General features: G+C 73.0%; 14 protein-coding genes. 10 read left to right on the top strand and 4 right to left on the bottom strand.

The window, feature by feature from the left end:
• The first annotated feature begins 4 nt into the window (after positions 1-4).
• On the top strand, positions 5-1,057 hold the full coding sequence (paaE, locus tag DP939_RS32195) for a 1,2-phenylacetyl-CoA epoxidase subunit PaaE (protein WP_113984608.1): 1,053 nt from the start codon (positions 5-7) through the stop codon (positions 1,055-1,057).
• 37 nt (positions 1,058-1,094) lie between these two features.
• On the opposite strand, the gene DP939_RS32190 is transcribed toward paaE, so the two are convergent.
• Genes DP939_RS32190 through pdhA form a run of 3 tightly spaced genes read right to left on the bottom strand, consistent with a single transcriptional unit; the run spans position 1,095 to position 4,596 of the window.
• Positions 1,095-2,474, bottom strand: coding sequence for a dihydrolipoamide acetyltransferase family protein (locus DP939_RS32190; protein ID WP_113984607.1), 1,380 nt, complete (start codon positions 2,472-2,474; stop codon positions 1,095-1,097).
• Positions 2,471-3,481 (bottom strand): alpha-ketoacid dehydrogenase subunit beta, encoded by a 1,011-nt coding sequence (locus DP939_RS32185; RefSeq protein ID WP_199565558.1) that lies wholly within the window; start codon positions 3,479-3,481, stop codon positions 2,471-2,473. Before DP939_RS32185 ends, DP939_RS32190 begins: the two co-directional genes overlap by 4 nt.
• Positions 3,478-4,596, bottom strand: coding sequence for a pyruvate dehydrogenase (acetyl-transferring) E1 component subunit alpha (pdhA, locus tag DP939_RS32180; RefSeq protein WP_113984606.1), 1,119 nt, complete (start codon positions 4,594-4,596; stop codon positions 3,478-3,480). Before pdhA ends, DP939_RS32185 begins: the two co-directional genes overlap by 4 nt.
• Positions 4,597-4,704: 108 nt before the next feature.
• Between pdhA and DP939_RS32175 the strand changes: the two genes are divergently transcribed.
• Entirely contained in the window at positions 4,705-5,235 is a 531-nt protein-coding gene (locus DP939_RS32175) for an Lrp/AsnC family transcriptional regulator (RefSeq protein ID WP_113984605.1), read from the top strand.
• 9 nt (positions 5,236-5,244) lie between these two features.
• On the opposite strand, the gene DP939_RS32170 is transcribed toward DP939_RS32175, so the two are convergent.
• On the bottom strand, positions 5,245-6,735 hold the full coding sequence (locus DP939_RS32170; RefSeq protein WP_113984604.1) for an aldehyde dehydrogenase family protein: 1,491 nt from the start codon (positions 6,733-6,735) through the stop codon (positions 5,245-5,247).
• Positions 6,736-6,860: 125 nt separating this feature from the next.
• Between DP939_RS32170 and DP939_RS32165 the strand changes: the two genes are divergently transcribed.
• The 8 genes from DP939_RS32165 (at position 6,861) to DP939_RS32130 (ending at position 15,060) form a co-directional block, all read left to right on the top strand.
• Positions 6,861-7,712, top strand: a complete 852-nt coding sequence (locus tag DP939_RS32165; RefSeq protein WP_113984603.1) for an IclR family transcriptional regulator — start codon at positions 6,861-6,863, stop codon at positions 7,710-7,712.
• Between the two features lie 195 nt (positions 7,713-7,907).
• Positions 7,908-9,203, top strand: a complete 1,296-nt coding sequence (locus DP939_RS32160; protein WP_113984602.1) for an ABC transporter substrate-binding protein — start codon at positions 7,908-7,910, stop codon at positions 9,201-9,203.
• Positions 9,203-9,955 carry an ABC transporter ATP-binding protein gene (locus DP939_RS32155; RefSeq protein ID WP_113984601.1) on the top strand — a complete coding sequence of 251 codons (753 nt, stop codon included), beginning with the start codon at positions 9,203-9,205 and terminating at the stop codon, positions 9,953-9,955. The genes DP939_RS32160 and DP939_RS32155 overlap by 1 nt, the downstream gene beginning before the upstream one ends.
• The gene (locus tag DP939_RS32150; protein WP_113984600.1) at positions 9,952-10,692 is read left to right on the top strand and encodes an ABC transporter ATP-binding protein; all 741 of its coding nucleotides are present in this window, start codon (positions 9,952-9,954) and stop codon (positions 10,690-10,692) included. Before DP939_RS32155 ends, DP939_RS32150 begins: the two co-directional genes overlap by 4 nt.
• A gap of 1 nt (position 10,693) precedes the next feature.
• Positions 10,694-11,560 (top strand): branched-chain amino acid ABC transporter permease, encoded by an 867-nt coding sequence (locus DP939_RS32145; protein WP_113984599.1) that lies wholly within the window; start codon positions 10,694-10,696, stop codon positions 11,558-11,560.
• Complete coding sequence (locus tag DP939_RS32140; RefSeq protein ID WP_113984598.1) at positions 11,557-12,594, top strand: branched-chain amino acid ABC transporter permease; 1,038 nt, start codon at positions 11,557-11,559, stop codon at positions 12,592-12,594. The genes DP939_RS32145 and DP939_RS32140 overlap by 4 nt, the downstream gene beginning before the upstream one ends.
• Positions 12,578-13,939 (top strand): amidase, encoded by a 1,362-nt coding sequence (locus DP939_RS32135; protein WP_113984597.1) that lies wholly within the window; start codon positions 12,578-12,580, stop codon positions 13,937-13,939. The genes DP939_RS32140 and DP939_RS32135 overlap by 17 nt, the downstream gene beginning before the upstream one ends.
• Positions 13,936-15,060 (top strand): NAD(P)-dependent alcohol dehydrogenase, encoded by a 1,125-nt coding sequence (locus DP939_RS32130; RefSeq protein WP_113984596.1) that lies wholly within the window; start codon positions 13,936-13,938, stop codon positions 15,058-15,060. The genes DP939_RS32135 and DP939_RS32130 overlap by 4 nt, the downstream gene beginning before the upstream one ends.
• The last annotated feature ends 72 nt before the right edge of the window (positions 15,061-15,132 follow it).

Genomic DNA, 15,132 nt, shown 5'->3' with positions numbered 1-15,132 from the left:
AGCCGTGAGCCGCTTTCACCCGCTGCCGGTACAGGAGGTCGAGCGGTTGTGCGACGACGCCGTCGCGATCACCTTCGACGTCCCCGCGGCCGAGTCCGGGGCGTTCGCCTTCGCCCCCGGGCAGTTCCTGACCCTGCGGCGGCTGGTCGAAGGCCGCGAGGAACGCCGCTCCTACTCGATCTGCGCCCCCGACGGGGAGGCCCTGCGGATCGGGGTGCGCGAGGTGCCCTCCGGGCTCTTCTCCTCCTGGCTGGTCCATGAGGTACGCCCCGGCGACGTCATCGAGGCGCTGCCCCCTTCAGGGAACTTCACCCCGGCCCTGGACCGGCCGCAGCACCACGTCCTGGTCGCCGCGGGGTCCGGCATCACGCCGATCATGTCCATCGCCGGGGCCGCCCTGCGCGACCCCGGCGCGCGGGTCTCCCTGCTGTACGCCAACCGCCGCGGCCAGACGGTGATGTTCGCCGACGAGCTGGCCGACCTGAAGGACGCCCACCTGGACCGGTTCGAGGTGGCGCACGTGCTGTCCCGCGAACCGAGGGAGGCCGGGCTGGACGGCAGGCTCGACCACGCCGTCCTGGCGGATCTGCTGCCGAGGCTGTATCCGGTGGCCGAGGTGGGGCACTGGTGGCTGTGCGGGCCGCTGGAGCTGGTCATGGAGACCCGCCGGGTGCTCGCCGATCTCGGCGTGCCGCGCGAGCGCGTCCACCAGGAGCTGTTCTACGTCGAGGACGAGGCCCCCGCGCCGCGGCGGCACGAGGAGCGGGCCGAGGAGGCGCAGGGCAGCGAGGTGACGATCGTGCTGGACGGCCGGGCCACCACGCTGCGCGCCACGCGCGAGACCCGGCTGCTGGACGCCGCCCGGCGGGTCCGTCCCGACGCGCCGTACGCCTGCCGCAGCGGCGTCTGCGGCACCTGCCGGGCCCGGCTGGTCAAGGGCGAGGTGGACATGCGGCGCAACTTCGCGCTGGAACCGGAAGAACTGGCCGCCGGATTCGTCCTCACCTGCCAGGCCGTCCCGGCCTCCGGCGAACTCACCCTGGACTACGACGGGTGACCCCGCAGGGTACGGCGGCGCGCTGCCGCCGTACCCGTCACAGGTGGGCGACCAGCACCTCGGGGCGCTCCACGCAGTCGGCGACGAACCGCAGGAAGCCTCCCGCCACGCCGCCGTCGCAGACGCGGTGGTCGAAGGTGAACGAGAGCTGCGCCACCTTGCGCAGGCGCACCTCGCCCTCGAACGCCCAGGGCTTGTCGGCGATCCGCCCGACGCCCAGCATGGCCGCCTCGGGATGGTTGATGATCGGCGTGGAGCCGTCCACCCCGAACACCCCGTAGTTGTTGAGCGTGAACGTGCCGCCGGTGAGGTCGGCCGGGGCCAGCCGTCCCTCGCGCGCCTGGTCGGTGCGCTCGCGCAGCGCGGCGGCCAGTTCGGCCAGCGTCAGCCGCTGGGCGTCGCGGACGACCGGCACCACCAGGCCGCGGTCGGTCTGCGCGGCGAACCCCAGGTTCACCCGGGACATCCGGACGATCTCCTGCCGCTCGGTGTCCACCGTGGCGTTCAGCTCGGGGAAGCGGCGCAGCCCGGCCAGGCAGATCCGGGCGAACAGGGCGAGCATGCCGACCCGCGCGCCGGGGTCGGCGCGCTGGATGTCCTCCTTCAGCCGGACCAGGGGGGTGGCGTCCACCTCGACCCAGGTGGTCGCGTCCGGGATCTCCCTGCGGCTGCGGGACATCTTGTCGGCGATCGTCCGCCTGATGCCGGTCAGGGGCACGCGCACCACATCGGTGTCGTCCTGCCGGGGGGCGTGCCCGGCGGCGATGGCCGCCTCGACGTCCTGGCGCAGCACCACGCCGCCGGGGCCGCTGGCCGGCAGCGCGCCGACGTCGATGCCGCCCTCCTTGGCCAGCCGGCGCACCACGGGCGAGATCACCCGCGGGGCCTCACCATGCACATGCCCTACAACGGACCCCGCGCCCGGCGCAGCCGATCCCGCCGCGCCCGGCCCTGCGGCCGGTGCAGCCGTGGGCGCTGCGGCGTGTCCTGCGGTCGGCGCAGCCGAGCCCGCCGTGCTCGGCCCTGCGGCCTGTGACGCCTTGCGGGCCGTACGCCTGCGCGACCGCCTGCCCTCCTTCGTGCCGTACCCGACGAGCACGTTGCCCGACCCGGCCCGTTCCTCCTCGCGGTACCGGGCCGCCGCCGGGTCCAGCGCCTCGCCGCCCGCGTCCCCGCCGGGGCCGCTCACCGCGATCAGCGGCGAGCCCACCGCCACGACCTTGCCCACCTCGGCGTACAGCTCGGCCACGGTGCCCGCGAGCGGGACCGGGACGTCCACCGCCGCCTTGGCGGTCTCCACCTCCACGACGATCTGGTCGATCGCCACGGTGTCGCCGACCGACACCTTCCACTCCAGGATCTCGGCCTCGGTCAGGCCCTCGCCCAGGTCGGGCAGCCGGAAGACCGTCGCGCTCACGCCGCGCCGCCCAGGGCCAGGAACCGCGTGTCGGGCAGGTCGTCGCGCTGCAGCCGGTCGAGGGTGTCCAGGATGCGATCGACGCTCGGCAGGTGGTGGTGTTCCAGCATGGGCGGCGGATAGGGCACGTCGAAGCCGGTGACCCGCAGCACCGGGGCGGCCAGGCTGTGGAAGCAGCGCTCCTGCACCCGGGCGGCGATCTCCGCGCCGACGCCCGCGAAGCCCGCGGCCTCGCCCACCACCACGCACCGGCCGGTACGGCGGACCGACGCGGTGACGGTCGCGTCGTCGAACGGCACGATCGTGCGCAGGTCGATCACCTCCAGGTCCCAGCCCTCCTGGGCGGCGGCCTCTGCGGCCTCCAGGGCGACGGGGACGCTCGGGCCGTACGCGATGAGCGTGGCGTCACCGCCCGACCGCCGGACGGCGGCCCGCCCGAACGGCTCTGTCCGCCCGAGGCGTTCGATGTCCGCCTTGGACCAGTACAGCTTCTTGGGCTCCATGAAGACGACCGGGTCGGGGTCGTCGATCGCCTCGCGCAGCAGCGAGTACGCGTCCTGGACGGTCGCGGGCGTGACGACCTTCAGGCCGGGGGTGTGCGCGTAGTACGCCTCGCTGGAGTCGCAGTGGTGCTCCACGCCGCCGATCCCGCCCCCGTAGGGGATGCGGATGACCAGCGGCAGCCCGACCCGCCCGCGCGTGCGGTTGCGAGTCTTGGCCACGTGCGAGGCGATCTGCTCGAAGGCCGGGTAGGCGAACGCGTCGAACTGCATCTCCACCACGGGCCGGAAGCCGCCCATGGCCATGCCGACGGCGAACCCGACGATCCCGGACTCGGCGAGCGGCGTGTCGAAGCAGCGCTCCTCGCCGTACTTCGCGGTCAGCCCGTCGGTGATGCGGAACACCCCGCCGAGCGCGCCGACGTCCTCGCCGAACACCACGACCTGCTCGTCCTCGGCCATGGCGTCGCCGAGGGCCGCGTTGAGCGCCTGGGCCATCGTGATCATGAAAATGCCTCCCCGGCCTCTTCGGCGGCCTGTTCTGCCGCGAGTTCGGCCCGCAGGACCTCGCGCTGCTCGGTGAGCTGCGGGGTCGGTGCGCTGTAGACGTGGTCGAACAGCCCGAGCGGGGCGAGTTCGGGATCGGCGTTCATCCGCGCGCGCAGGCCGGCGGCCAGTTCCTCGGCCTCGGCGGACCACGCCTCGACGTCGGCGTCCGTGAGGTGACCGCGCCGCCGCAGGTACCGCCCCAGGCGGGCGATCGGGTCGCGCCGCCGCCACTGCTCGGCCTCGTCGTCGGTGCGGTACCGGGAGGCGTCATCGGCGTTGGTGTGCGACTCCAGCCGGTACGTGTGCGCCTCCACCAGGTAGGGGCCCTGGCCGGAGCGCGCGTGCTCGACGGCCGCGGTGAGCACGGCGAGCACCGCCACCGGATCGTTGCCGTCCACCCGCTCGGACGGGACGCCGTACCCGATGCCCTTGTACGCCAGCGAGGGGGCCGCGGTCTGGCGCTCCAGCGGCACCGAGATGGCGTAATGGTTGTTCTGCACCAGGAAGACCACCGGCGCCTTGAACACGGCGGCGAAGTTCAGCGCCTCGTGGAAGTCGCCTTCGCTGGTCGCGCCGTCGCCGACGCAGACCAGCGCGACCCGTCCGGTGCCCTTGCGCCGCTCGGCGTACGCGAGCCCGGCCGCGTGCACCGACTGGGTGGCCAGCGGGGTGCACTGCGGGGCGACGTGGTGGCGCACGGGGTCGTACCCGCAGTGCGCGTCGCCGCGGAGCAGGGACAGCACCTCCACCGGGTCGATGCCGCGCGTCACCAGCGCGACCGACTCCCGGTAGGTCGGGAAGAACCAGTCGCCCTCGGAAAGGACCAGGACCGAGCCGACCTGGCACGCCTCCTGCCCGTGGCTGGACGGATAGACGGCCAGCCGTCCCTGCTTGGTCAGCGCCGTCGCCTGCGCGTCGAACCGGCGGCCGACGACCATCGCCCGGTACGCCCGGCGCAGCAGCCCGGGATCGGGGACCGGGTGCCGATGACGGCCTTTGGCCACGGCCCCCTCATCGGTGAGGAACCGTACCGGTTCCGCCGAGGGAAGCAGGGCTTGCGCGAGACCCGTCATGTGACTTCACCTCCGCACTACATCAGTGTTAGGAATATGAATCAGTTCGGCCATAAGTCTCAACACTCGGCCGAAAGCAGGGACATATGGCCGTAGAGCGGAGCTTCCATGGACCAGTTGCACACCCCAGGCCCACCTGCCCCGGCCCGGGGAGGACGAACTGCGGCGGTCCTGGACGACATCGACAGGGCGATCATCCGTGAGTTGCAGGCCGACGGACGGCTGTCCATCCGGGCGCTCGCCGAGCGCGTCAACGTGTCGCGCTCCAACGCCTACGCGCGCCTGGAACGCCTGCTCGGCGAGGGGGTGATCACCGGGTTCACGGCCAGGGTGGACCCGGTCCGCGCCGGGCTCGGCACCGGGGCGTACGTGCTGGTCACCATCGACCAGCACGCCTGGCGGGCGGTCCTGGCCCGGCTGCGCGAGGTCCCGCACATCGAGCACCTGGCGTTCGTCGGCGGTGACTTCGACCTGGTCATGCTGGTCCGCACGCCGGACAACGCCTCGCTGCGCGATGTCGTGCTGGCCCGCATCCACGCCGTGCACGGGGTCCGCTCGACCAGGACGTGGCTGATCTTCGACGACGGCTATCCCACCGAGTCCAGGCGGTGGGTCTCCGGCATGACCGACGGCCGCTGACCAGACGTATCAGAAGGGGAACACGCGGTCCTGGTCGCGCACGGTGACCCACTGGAGCTCACAGAACTCCTCGGCGGCGAACCCCAGCCCGAACCGCCCCCAGCCGCTGTCCTTGACCCCGCCGAACGGCATGTGCGGCTCGTCGTTGACCGGCTGGTCGTTGACGTGGACGATGCCGACGTCCAGCATCGCGGCCAGGGCCAGGCCGCGGCGCGGGTCGCCGGTGATGACCGAGGCCGCCAGCCCGAAGTCGGACTCGTTGGCGCGGGCCACCGCCTGCTCGGCCGACTCGGCCACCTCCACGATCACCACCGGCCCGAACGTCTCGCCCTGCGCGATCTCCGCCTCGTCCGGCACGCCGGTGAGCACGGTCGCCGGATAGCACGGCGGCGCGGGCACGCCGCCCGCCACCACGCGGGCGCCGAGCCCTTCGGCCTCCCTGACCCGCCGGTCGAGCAGCGCGAGCGCCCATTCGTTGATCACCGGCCCGACGACGGTCGCCGGGTCGGCGGGGTCCCCGGCGGGCAGCGCCGCCGCCCGCGCCGCGAACCGGTCGATGAACTCGGCGGCGAGCGGGCGTTCGACGTAGATCCGCCGCGCGCACATGCACACCTGCCCCTGGTGGACGAACGCCCCGTACACGGCGGCGTCCACGGCGTAATTGAGGTCGGCGTCGGCGGTGACGATCAGCGGGTTCTGCCCGCTGAGCTGGAGCACCACCCGTTTGAGGTACCCGCCCGCCTTCTCGGCCAGCCGCCTGCCGGTCGGCGTCGAACCGGTGAAGTTGACCCGCTTGACCAGGGGACTCGCCAGCAGCGTGTCGGCGATGCCGCTCGCCTCGCCGGGGGCGTGCGTGACGACGTTGAGCACCCCGGCGGGCAGTCCGGCCTCGGCCAGGATCCGCGCCCACAGCCCGCCCCCGGTGTAGGGCGACTCCTCCGACGGCTTGAGCACCACGGTGTTGCCGAGGGCGAGCGGCCCGATGATCGCCCGCCCGGACAGGGCGAGTGACGCGTTCCACGGGACGATCGCGGCCACCACGCCGACCGGCCGCCGCACCGCGATGGCCTGGGTGCCCGCGATGTCGGAGGGCAGCACCTCGCCGATCGGCCGGTAGGTGAGCTGGGCGGCCTGGCGCAGCAGCCGGGCCGCGAAGTCGGTCTGGACGTCGCCGAAGTGCCGCCCGCAGCCGGTCTCGGCGGCCAGGTCGGCGAGCACTTCGGCGCGGCGCGACTCCAGCAGGTCGGCCGCGCGCAGGAAGACCCGCTGGCGCGTCGCGGGCAGCGCCCGCGACCAGCCGGGAAACGCCCGGTGCGCCGCGGCGACGGCCAGCGTGGCGTCGTCCCCGTCGCCCGCGGCGACCTCGCCCAGCACCGCGCCGGACCACGGCGAGCGGTTCGGATAGTGACGGCCGGAACCGGCGGGCGTCCATTCGCCGCCGATGAAGTGCCCGGCGCGCGGCTTCGCCCCGCCGCCCCAGGTCGGTTCCGCCTCGGCCATCGGGTCCGGTCTCCTCACTCGGGTCGTCGTCGCGTACGGCTGTGCAGGCCAGCAGCGTTCACGCGTTCGGCACGGCAGTCAAAAGCGTTTGAATATCTGAAACCAACAGACCGTATCCTGACGGTGTGAGCGACGACGAGCCTCCCCGCCCGCGCGGCCGTGCGACGGGCGACTCCAGTGCCTTCTCGGTGTCCCTGGAGCGCGGCCTGCGCATCCTGTCCGCCTTCGGCGGTGACCGTTCCGTGCTCGGCATCGCCGACCTGGCGCGGGCGGTCGGGCTCAACAAGAGCACCACCTACCGCTACGTCGCCACGCTGACCAAGCTGGAGTACATCCGCCAGGACCCCGAGACCAGGAAGTACTTCCTCGGCCCCCGGCTGGTCGACCTCGGCTTCGCGGCGATCGACTCCATGGAGCTGACCCGGGTCGCCGGGCCGCTCCTCCAGGCCCTGGCCGATGAGACCGGCTGCACCGTGAGCATGGGCCTGTGCGACGGCCCCGACGTCGTCTACGTCGACCGCAGGCGCAGCAGCCGGAGAAACTCCCTGGCCATGGACCTCAACCTGCACGTCGGCTCCCGGCTGCCCGCCTACTGCACCGCGATGGGCAAGGTCCTGCTCGCGCACAAGAACCCGGCGGCGCTGCGGCAGATCCTCGACCGCACCGACCTGGCCCGCCGCGGCCCCAAGACGATCACCAACCGGGAGCAGCTGCTCGCGGCCCTGGCCAAGGTGCGCCAGAGCGCCGTCGCGGTCAACGACGAGGAGCTGGCCCCGGGCCTGCGGTCGTTCGCCGCGCCGGTCCGCGACCGGGTGGGCGAGGTCGTCGCCGCGGTCAACGTCGCGGTCCACCTGACCAGCGCCCCGGCCACCGTGGAGGCGCTGGCCGCCCGGCTGGAGCCGCCGCTGCGGCGCACGGCCGCGGAGATCTCCAAGCGGCTCGGCCACCGCCCGCGCGGCCAGCAGGCGTTCCAATAGCACAAATCCCGTTTCAGTCACTGAAACGCACCGTTGCTCTGGCGTCGGCCGGACCATACGGTCAGGGCAACTTCCCGCCCCCCGGGTTCCGGTCTTCCCCTGCGGAGTGGCCGAGTGAGTCATGCCCTCGAAGAGCGACCGCGGTGTCCCGAGGACGAGCGATGCCCGTGAACACCGTCGACTAAGGAGTTTGCCGTGCGCGACACCCCCACGGGCGGCCTGGGCCGCCGTTCCTTTCTCAGCGCGGCGGCCGCGCTCGGCGGCGCGTCCCTGGTGAGCGCCTGCGGCGGCCTGAAGGGCACCGGCGGCTCGTCGTCGGACGTACTCAAGATCGGCTACGTCAGCCCCCAGACCGGGCCGCTGGCCGGATTCGCCACCGCGGACAACTTCGTGGTGCAGCAGATCCAGCAGGCCGTGCGCGGCGGCTTCACCTCGGGCGGCGTCAAGCGGCGGATCGAGATCGTCGTCAAGGACACCCAGTCCAACCCGAACCGCGCCACCGAGGTCACCCGGCAACTGATCAACAGCGACAAGGTGGACCTCATCGTCGGGTCCTCCACGCCCGACACCACCAACCCGGTGGCCGACCAGTGCGAGGCCAACGGCATCCCCAACGTCACCACGATCGCCCCCTGGGAGGCGTGGTTCCACGGCCGGAACGGCAAGCCGGGCGAGGGCTTCAAGTACACGACGCTGTTCTTCTTCGGCATGAAGGAGTTCGCCGACTGCTTCTTCCCGATGTGGGACCGCGCCGACGTCTCCTCCAAGAACGTCGCCGCGCTGTGGCCCAACGACACCGACGCCAACGCCTTCCGGCAGGGCCTCGGGCCGATGATGAAGAAGTCCGGCTACACCCCGGTGGACGGCGGCGCCTACCAGAACGGCGCCACCGACTTCACCGCGCAGATCGCCGCCTTCAAGGAGTCCGGCGCCGACCTGTTCACCTGCACTCCGATCCCGCCGGACTTCCAGACCTTCTGGAAGCAGGCCCGCCAGCAGGGCTTCAAGCCCAAGCTGGCCACCGTCGCCAAGGTCATGCTGTTCCCGTCGGAGGCCGAGGCGCTGGGCGGGCTCGCCGCCAACATCGCCACCGACTTCTGGTGGAGCCCGGCCCACCCCTACAAGTCCGCCCTGGACGGCAAGTCCGCCAAGCAGCTCGCCGACGACTTCGCCGCCGCCACCGGCAAGCAGTGGACCCAGGCCCTGGGCTCGGTGTACTCGCTGTTCGAGATCGCCATCCAGGCGTTCAAGGAGGCGAGCGACCCCAAGGACCGCGACGAGGTCGCCGCCAAGCTGCGCGGCATGAAGATCAGTTGCATGAGCGGCGACCTCGACTTCACCGCGGGCCCGCAGCCCGGCATCGCGCTGCAGCACCCGGTCGGCGGCCAGTGGCGCAAGGGCGACCGGTTCCCCTGGGACGTGGTGATCGTGGACAACTCCGCCAACAAGGCCGTCCCGGTCGGCGGCGACCTGCTGCCCACCAACGCCTGATGACCGAGCCACTGCTGCGTCTTTCCGGCATCACCAAGAGCTTCGGCAAGGTGACCGTCGCCGATGACCTCTCCCTGTCGGTACAGGCCGGGGAGGCGCTGGGGATCGTGGGACCGAACGGGGCGGGCAAGTCCAGCCTGTTCGGGATGATCTCCGGCGACCTCCGGCCGGACCGGGGGAAGGTGTGGTTCGCCGGGCGGGAGATCACCGGCGCCCCGCCGCACGCTCGCACCCGGGCCGGGATCGGCCGCACCTACCAGGTGCCGCGCCCCTTCTCGCACCTGACCGTCTTCGAGAACGTGCTGGTCTGCGGCCACCAGGGCGCGGGCCTCGCGGGCAGGCAGGCGTGGGCGCACGCGATGGACGTACTGGACCGCACCGGCCTGGCCGCCCTCGCCAACACCCCGGCCGGCCGGCTCACGTTGTTGCAGCGCAAACGCCTGGAACTGGCCCGCGCGCTCGGCACCGCGCCCCGGCTGCTCCTGCTGGACGAGGTCGCCGGCGGGCTGACCGAGCCCGAGGTGCACGAACTCGTCGAGGTCGTCTCGCGGCTGCACGCCGAGGGGCTGGGCGTGGTGTGGATCGAGCACGTCGTCCACGCGCTGGTCAGCACGGTCGGGCGGATGATCTGCCTGGCCGGTGGCGACGTGGTCGCCGACGGCGAGCCGATGCGCGTGCTCGCCGACCCCAAGGTGCGCGAACTCTACCTCGGGGCCGGTCCCGAGACGAGCGCGGCGGAGGAGGGGCCATGACGCTGCTGTCGATCCGCGACCTCACCGTCTACCACGGGCAACTGCGCGCGGTGGACGGGCTCAGCCTGGAGGTCGAGCGCGGCGAGATACTGGCGATCATCGGCGCCAACGGCGCGGGCAAGTCCACCCTGCTGCGCGCCGTGGCCGGGCTCAACCCGCCCGCGTCGGGGTCCATCACCCTGGACGGCACGGACATCACCCGGCTGCCCGCGCACAAGCGGGTGTCGGCGGGCATCGCGCTGGTGCCGGAGGGGCGGCGGCTGTTCCGGTCCCTGACGGTGGAGGAGAACCTGCTGGCCGGCGCGTACCGCAGGCGCCCCGGCGCCTGGAACCTCGCCCGCGTGCACGAGCTGTTCCCCTGGATGGCCGACCGCCGCGGGCAGAACGCCGCCCAGCTCTCCGGCGGCGAGCAGCAGGCGGTGGCGATCGGCAGGGCGCTGCTGTCCAACCCTGCCCTGCTGCTCATCGACGAGTTGTCGCTCGGCCTCGCGCCGGTGGTGGTGCGGCGCATCTACGAGGTGCTGCCGGACATCGTCACCGCCGGCACCACCGCGCTGCTCGTCGAACAGGACGTCTCGCAGGCCATGCGCGTCGCCGACCGGCTGCACTGCCTGCTGGAGGGCAGGTCCGTGCTGCGCGGGCGGCCCAGGGAGCTGACCCCCGAGCAGGTCGAGCACGCCTACTTCGGCATCGGGACGGCGTACGCCGGGGGGACCCCGGAAAAGGGAGGCGACTGACATGGGCTGGCTCAACGCCGTCGTCCAGGGGCTGCTGCTCGGCGGCCTGTACGCGCTGTTCGCGACCGGCCTTTCGCTGATGTTCGGCGTCATGCGGATCGTCAACCTCGCGCACGGCGACCTCGCGGTGGTCGCGTCGTTCCTGGCGCTCGCGATGGTCAGCGGCACCGGGCTGCCGCTGTGGGTCGTGGTGGTGGTGACCGTGCCGCTGTTCGCCCTGCTCGGCTACCTGACCCAGCGGGTACTGCTGCAGCGCAGCCTGGGCGCGGGCCCGCTGGCCACCCTGCTGGTCACCTTCGGCCTGTCCATCGTGCTGCAGAACGTCCTGCTGGAGGTCTTCTCCGCGGACACCCGCACGCTCGACGGCGGCTCCTTCGCCACCGCCTCCTTCCATCTCACCGAGTCCACCTCGGTCGGCTACCTGTCGCTGACGACGTTCCTGCTGGCCTGCGCCGCGCTGGCGGGCATCCAGGTGTTCCTGTCGCGCACCGGCCTGGGCCGGATGCTACGCGCCTCCGCCGACGACCGGGAGACCGCGAGCCTGATGGGCGCCGACAGCAGGCACGTGTACGGCATCGCCACCGCCATCGCGTTCGCCACCGTCGCGCTCGCCGGGCTGATGTTCGCGATGCGCTCGTCGTTCGACCCGTCCATCGGCCCCTCCCGGCTGATCTTCGCCTTCGAGGCGGTCGTCATCGGCGGGCTGGGTTCGCTGTGGGGGACCCTGCTCGGCGGGATGGTCCTCGGCGTCGCCCAGTCGCTGAGCGCGCAGGTCGATCCGGCGCTGACGCTGCTGGCCGGGCATCTCATCTTCCTCGCCGTGCTGGCCTTCCGGCCGCAGGGCCTGCTCGCGGGAAGGGCCGCATGACACTGTCACAGACGCTGATCGCGCGGGCGGCCCAGGTACGGGTGAGCCGCGCGGCCAGATCCTCCAAGGTGTCGGGCGCGGCCATGGCGCTGATCGCGGTGGTCCTGGCGGCGCTGCCGTTCCTGGTGTTCAGCACGGTCACCGACACGCTGGTCAACCTGTTCGTGCTGATCGCGCTGGCGAGCATGTGGAACCTGCTGGCCGGGTTCGGCGGGCTGGTGTCGGTGGGGCAGCAGGCGTACATCGGCATCGGCGCCTACAGCGTCATCGCGCTGGCCGACCAGGGCGTGCAGCCGTACCTGGCGGTCCCGCTCGGCGCGCTCACCTGCGCGCTGTTCGCGGTGCCCACCTCCTGGCTGGCCTTCCGGCTGCGCGGCGACTACTTCGCGGTGGGCACCTGGGTGATCGCCGAGGTGTACCGGCTGCTGGTGGTGCGGATCGACGGCGTGGGCGGCGGCAGCGGGAAGGGCCTGGCCGGGATGTCCGGCATAGACCAGACCCTGCGCGGCGCGCTCACGTACTGGATCGCGCTCGCCCTCGCGCTGGCCACCATCGGCGGCTGCTACCTGCTGCTGCGCGGCAGGCTCGGCCTGTCGCTGATGGCCGTGCGGGACGAGGAGACCGCGGCCGGCTCGGCCGGGATCGACGTGACGCGGGCCAAGCGGCTGGTCTACCTCATCTCGGCGGCGGGCTGCGGCGCGGCGGGCGGCGTGATCACGGTCAGCTCGCTCAGCGTCAACCCCGACTCCATCTTCAGCGTGCAGTGGTCCGCGTACATGATCTTCATTGTGGTGATCGGCGGCATCGGCTACATCGAGGGCCCGCTGCTCGGCGCGCTGGTGTTCTTCGGGTTGCAGCAGGTCCTCGCCGACCACGGCTCCTGGTACCTGGTGCTGCTCGGCGCGGTCGGCATCGCGACGGCGCTCTGGCTGCCCGGCGGGCTGTGGGGCCTGGTGCGCGACCGGACCGGGCTGAGCCTGTTCCCGGTCGGCTACCACGTACGGGACGGGGGCGGCGATGTCGCTTCCCGTTGAGTCCGCCACGGCGGCCCTCGCCGCCATCGCCCGCGGCGAGATCACGCCCGCCGAGCTGACCGAGCACCTGCTGGACCGGATCGCGGCCACCGAGCCGGACCTGCACGCCTACGCCACGGTGACCGCCGAACGGGCCCGCGCCGAGGCCGCCGCGCTGACCGCGGAGGCGGCCCGCGGCCTGCGGCGGGGCCCGCTGCACGGCCTGCCCATCGGCATCAAGGACCTGATCGACACGGCGGGCGTCCCCACCGGCTATGGTTCGCCCAGGTTCGCCGGGCATGTGCCGCAGCGGGACGCGAGCGCGGTACGCGGCCTGCGCCGCGCGGGCGCGGTGATCCTCGGCAAGCACACCACCCACGAACTGGCCTGGGGCGGGCGCACCGACAGCCCGTTCTTCGGCCCCACGCACAACCCCTACCGGCCCGGCCACATCCCCGGCGGCTCCTCCGGCGGGTCGGCGGCCTCGGTGACGGCGGGCAGCTCGCTCGGCGCGCTGGGCTCCGACACGGCCGGCAGCGTGCGCATCCCGGCCGCGCTGAGCGGCTGCGTCGGCTTCAAGCCGACCCGCGGCCGGATCCCGCTGGACGGCGTGCTGCCGCTGGCCCCCTCGCTGGACCACCTTGGCGTGCTGGCGCGCACGGTGGACGACGCCGCCGCGCTGACGGGTGCGCTCGCCGGTCCGGTGCCGCGGGATCACCCGGGCGAGCCGCGGGTGGGCTGGCTGGGCGGCTGGTACGACGCGGTGCTCGCCCCCGAGGTACGGGCCGCGCTGGCGGGCGTCCGTGCCCTGCTGGACGGGCACGGCGTGCCGGTGACGGACGTCGTCGTTCCCGACCAGCCGCTCATGCCGTACGCGGCGCTGGAGCGGATCGTCCGCGAGGCGGGCGCGTTCCACCGGGAGGCGTTCGAGCGCGATCCCGCGCTGTTCGGGCCGGACATCGCCGAGCTGATGCGCATGGCCACGCCGTCGGCGGGGGAGATCGAGCGGCAGGAGGCGGCGCTGCGCCGCTCCACCGCCGCCCTGCGCGACGCGCTGGCCGCCCACGACGTGCTGATCTGCGCCACGGTACCGATCACGGCCCCGCCCATCGGCGCGATGACCGTCACGATCGAGGGCCGGGTATGGCCCATCGAGCCGGTGCTGACCAGGCTCACCTCGCCGTGCAACGCCGCCGGGCTCCCGGCGATCTCGGTGCCGGTGGCGCTCGCCGACGGGTTGCCGGTCGGCCTGCAGATCATCGGCGGGGCGATGCGCGACGACGTCGTCCTGCGCGTGGCCCGCCTGGTGGAGAGCCTGACTCCGCCGCTGTCGCCCCCTGACGTAGCCGGGAGGAACCTGCGATGAAGGTGACCGCCGCCGTCGTGGAAAGGCTCGGCGCGCCGTTCCGCGTCGAGGAACTGGAGCTCGACGAACCGGGGCCGGGGGAGGCGCTGGTGAGGATCGTCGCCTCCGGGATCTGCCACACCGACGAGATCACCCGGCACGGCGACCTGCCGATGCCGTTCCCCGGCGTGCTCGGGCACGAGGGCGCGGGGGAGGTCGTCGCGGTCGGCGACGGCGTCACCGCGGTATGGCCGGGCGACCACGTGGTCATCGGCTGGCCCTCCTGCGGCGCGTGCCGCAACTGCCGGGACGGCGAGCCGCGGTACTGCGCCCGGCTCGGCGAGGCGCTGTGCGGCGGCGGGCGGCTGCTCGGCCCGCGCGCCGGGCAACCGGCGCTGCGCCGGCCCGGCGGGACGCCGGTGCACAGCCACTTCTTCGGGCAGTCGTCGTTCGCGACCTACTCGCTGACCTGGGCCGAGGCGCTGGTCGTGGTGCCGAAGGACGTACCGCTGGCCCTGCTGGGTCCGCTGGCCTGCGGGTTCTCCACCGGCGCCGGGGCCGTGCTGAACACCCTGCGCCCCGCCCCCGGGGCGAGCCTGGTCGTGTACGGCGTCGGCGCGGTCGGCCTGGCCGCGGTGATGGCCGCCCGGCTCACCCCCGCCACCACGATCATCGCGGTGGACCGGCACCCCGCCCGGCTGGCGCTGGCCGCCGAACTGGGCGCCACCCACACCGTGGACGCCCGCGCGGCCGACCCCGTCGCCGAGGTGCACCGCCTGTGCGGCGGGCCCGCCGACCACGCCCTGGAGTGCACCGGCGTCATCCCGGTCGTCCGGCAGGCGGCCGACAGCGTCGGGATGCTCGGTACCTGCGTGCTGATCGGCGGCGCCCCGGCCGGGGCGGAGTTCGGGCTGGACCACCTGACCACCCTGTGGGGCAAGCGGATCGTCGGCACGCTCGGCGGCAGCGGCCGCGCGCAGCCCCTGATCGGCGCGCTGATCGAGCTGCATCGGCAGGGCCGCTTCCCGTTCGACCGGCTGACCAGGTTCTATGGGCTGGACGAGATCGGGGAGGCGCTGGCGGCGAGCCGCGGCGGCGAGGTGATCAAGCCGATCCTCCGCATGGACCATTCTGATCAGTGAACCTTTTTCAACCTCAAGTCCCCTGGTCAGGGGTGGTAAGTGGGATTCCGTGCCCGCATCACCGGGCGTCCT

It is taken from the genome of Spongiactinospora rosea, assembly GCF_003315795.1.
Lineage (GTDB): Bacteria > Actinomycetota > Actinomycetes > Streptosporangiales > Streptosporangiaceae > Spongiactinospora > Spongiactinospora rosea.
Note: the sequence above shows the minus strand (reverse complement) of the source record. Positions and strands in the feature narration are given on the sequence as shown.

Excerpts from the sequence above, each read along its gene's own strand:
- DP939_RS32145 (WP_113984599.1), top strand. The coding sequence starts at position 10,694 with ATGGGCTGGCTCAACGCCGTCGTCCAGGGGCTGCTGCTCGGCGGCCTG.
- DP939_RS32175 (WP_113984605.1), top strand. The coding sequence starts at position 4,705 with ATGGACCAGTTGCACACCCCAGGCCCACCTGCCCCGGCCCGGGGAGGA.
- DP939_RS32150 (WP_113984600.1), top strand. The coding sequence starts at position 9,952 with ATGACGCTGCTGTCGATCCGCGACCTCACCGTCTACCACGGGCAACTG.
- DP939_RS32135 (WP_113984597.1), top strand. The coding sequence starts at position 12,578 with ATGTCGCTTCCCGTTGAGTCCGCCACGGCGGCCCTCGCCGCCATCGCC.
- DP939_RS32155 (WP_113984601.1), top strand. The coding sequence starts at position 9,203 with ATGACCGAGCCACTGCTGCGTCTTTCCGGCATCACCAAGAGCTTCGGC.
- DP939_RS32185 (WP_199565558.1), bottom strand. The coding sequence starts at position 3,481 with ATGATCACGATGGCCCAGGCGCTCAACGCGGCCCTCGGCGACGCCATG.
- DP939_RS32140 (WP_113984598.1), top strand. The coding sequence starts at position 11,557 with ATGACACTGTCACAGACGCTGATCGCGCGGGCGGCCCAGGTACGGGTG.
- pdhA (WP_113984606.1), bottom strand. The coding sequence starts at position 4,596 with ATGACGGGTCTCGCGCAAGCCCTGCTTCCCTCGGCGGAACCGGTACGG.
- DP939_RS32130 (WP_113984596.1), top strand. The coding sequence starts at position 13,936 with ATGAAGGTGACCGCCGCCGTCGTGGAAAGGCTCGGCGCGCCGTTCCGC.
- DP939_RS32170 (WP_113984604.1), bottom strand. The coding sequence starts at position 6,735 with ATGGCCGAGGCGGAACCGACCTGGGGCGGCGGGGCGAAGCCGCGCGCC.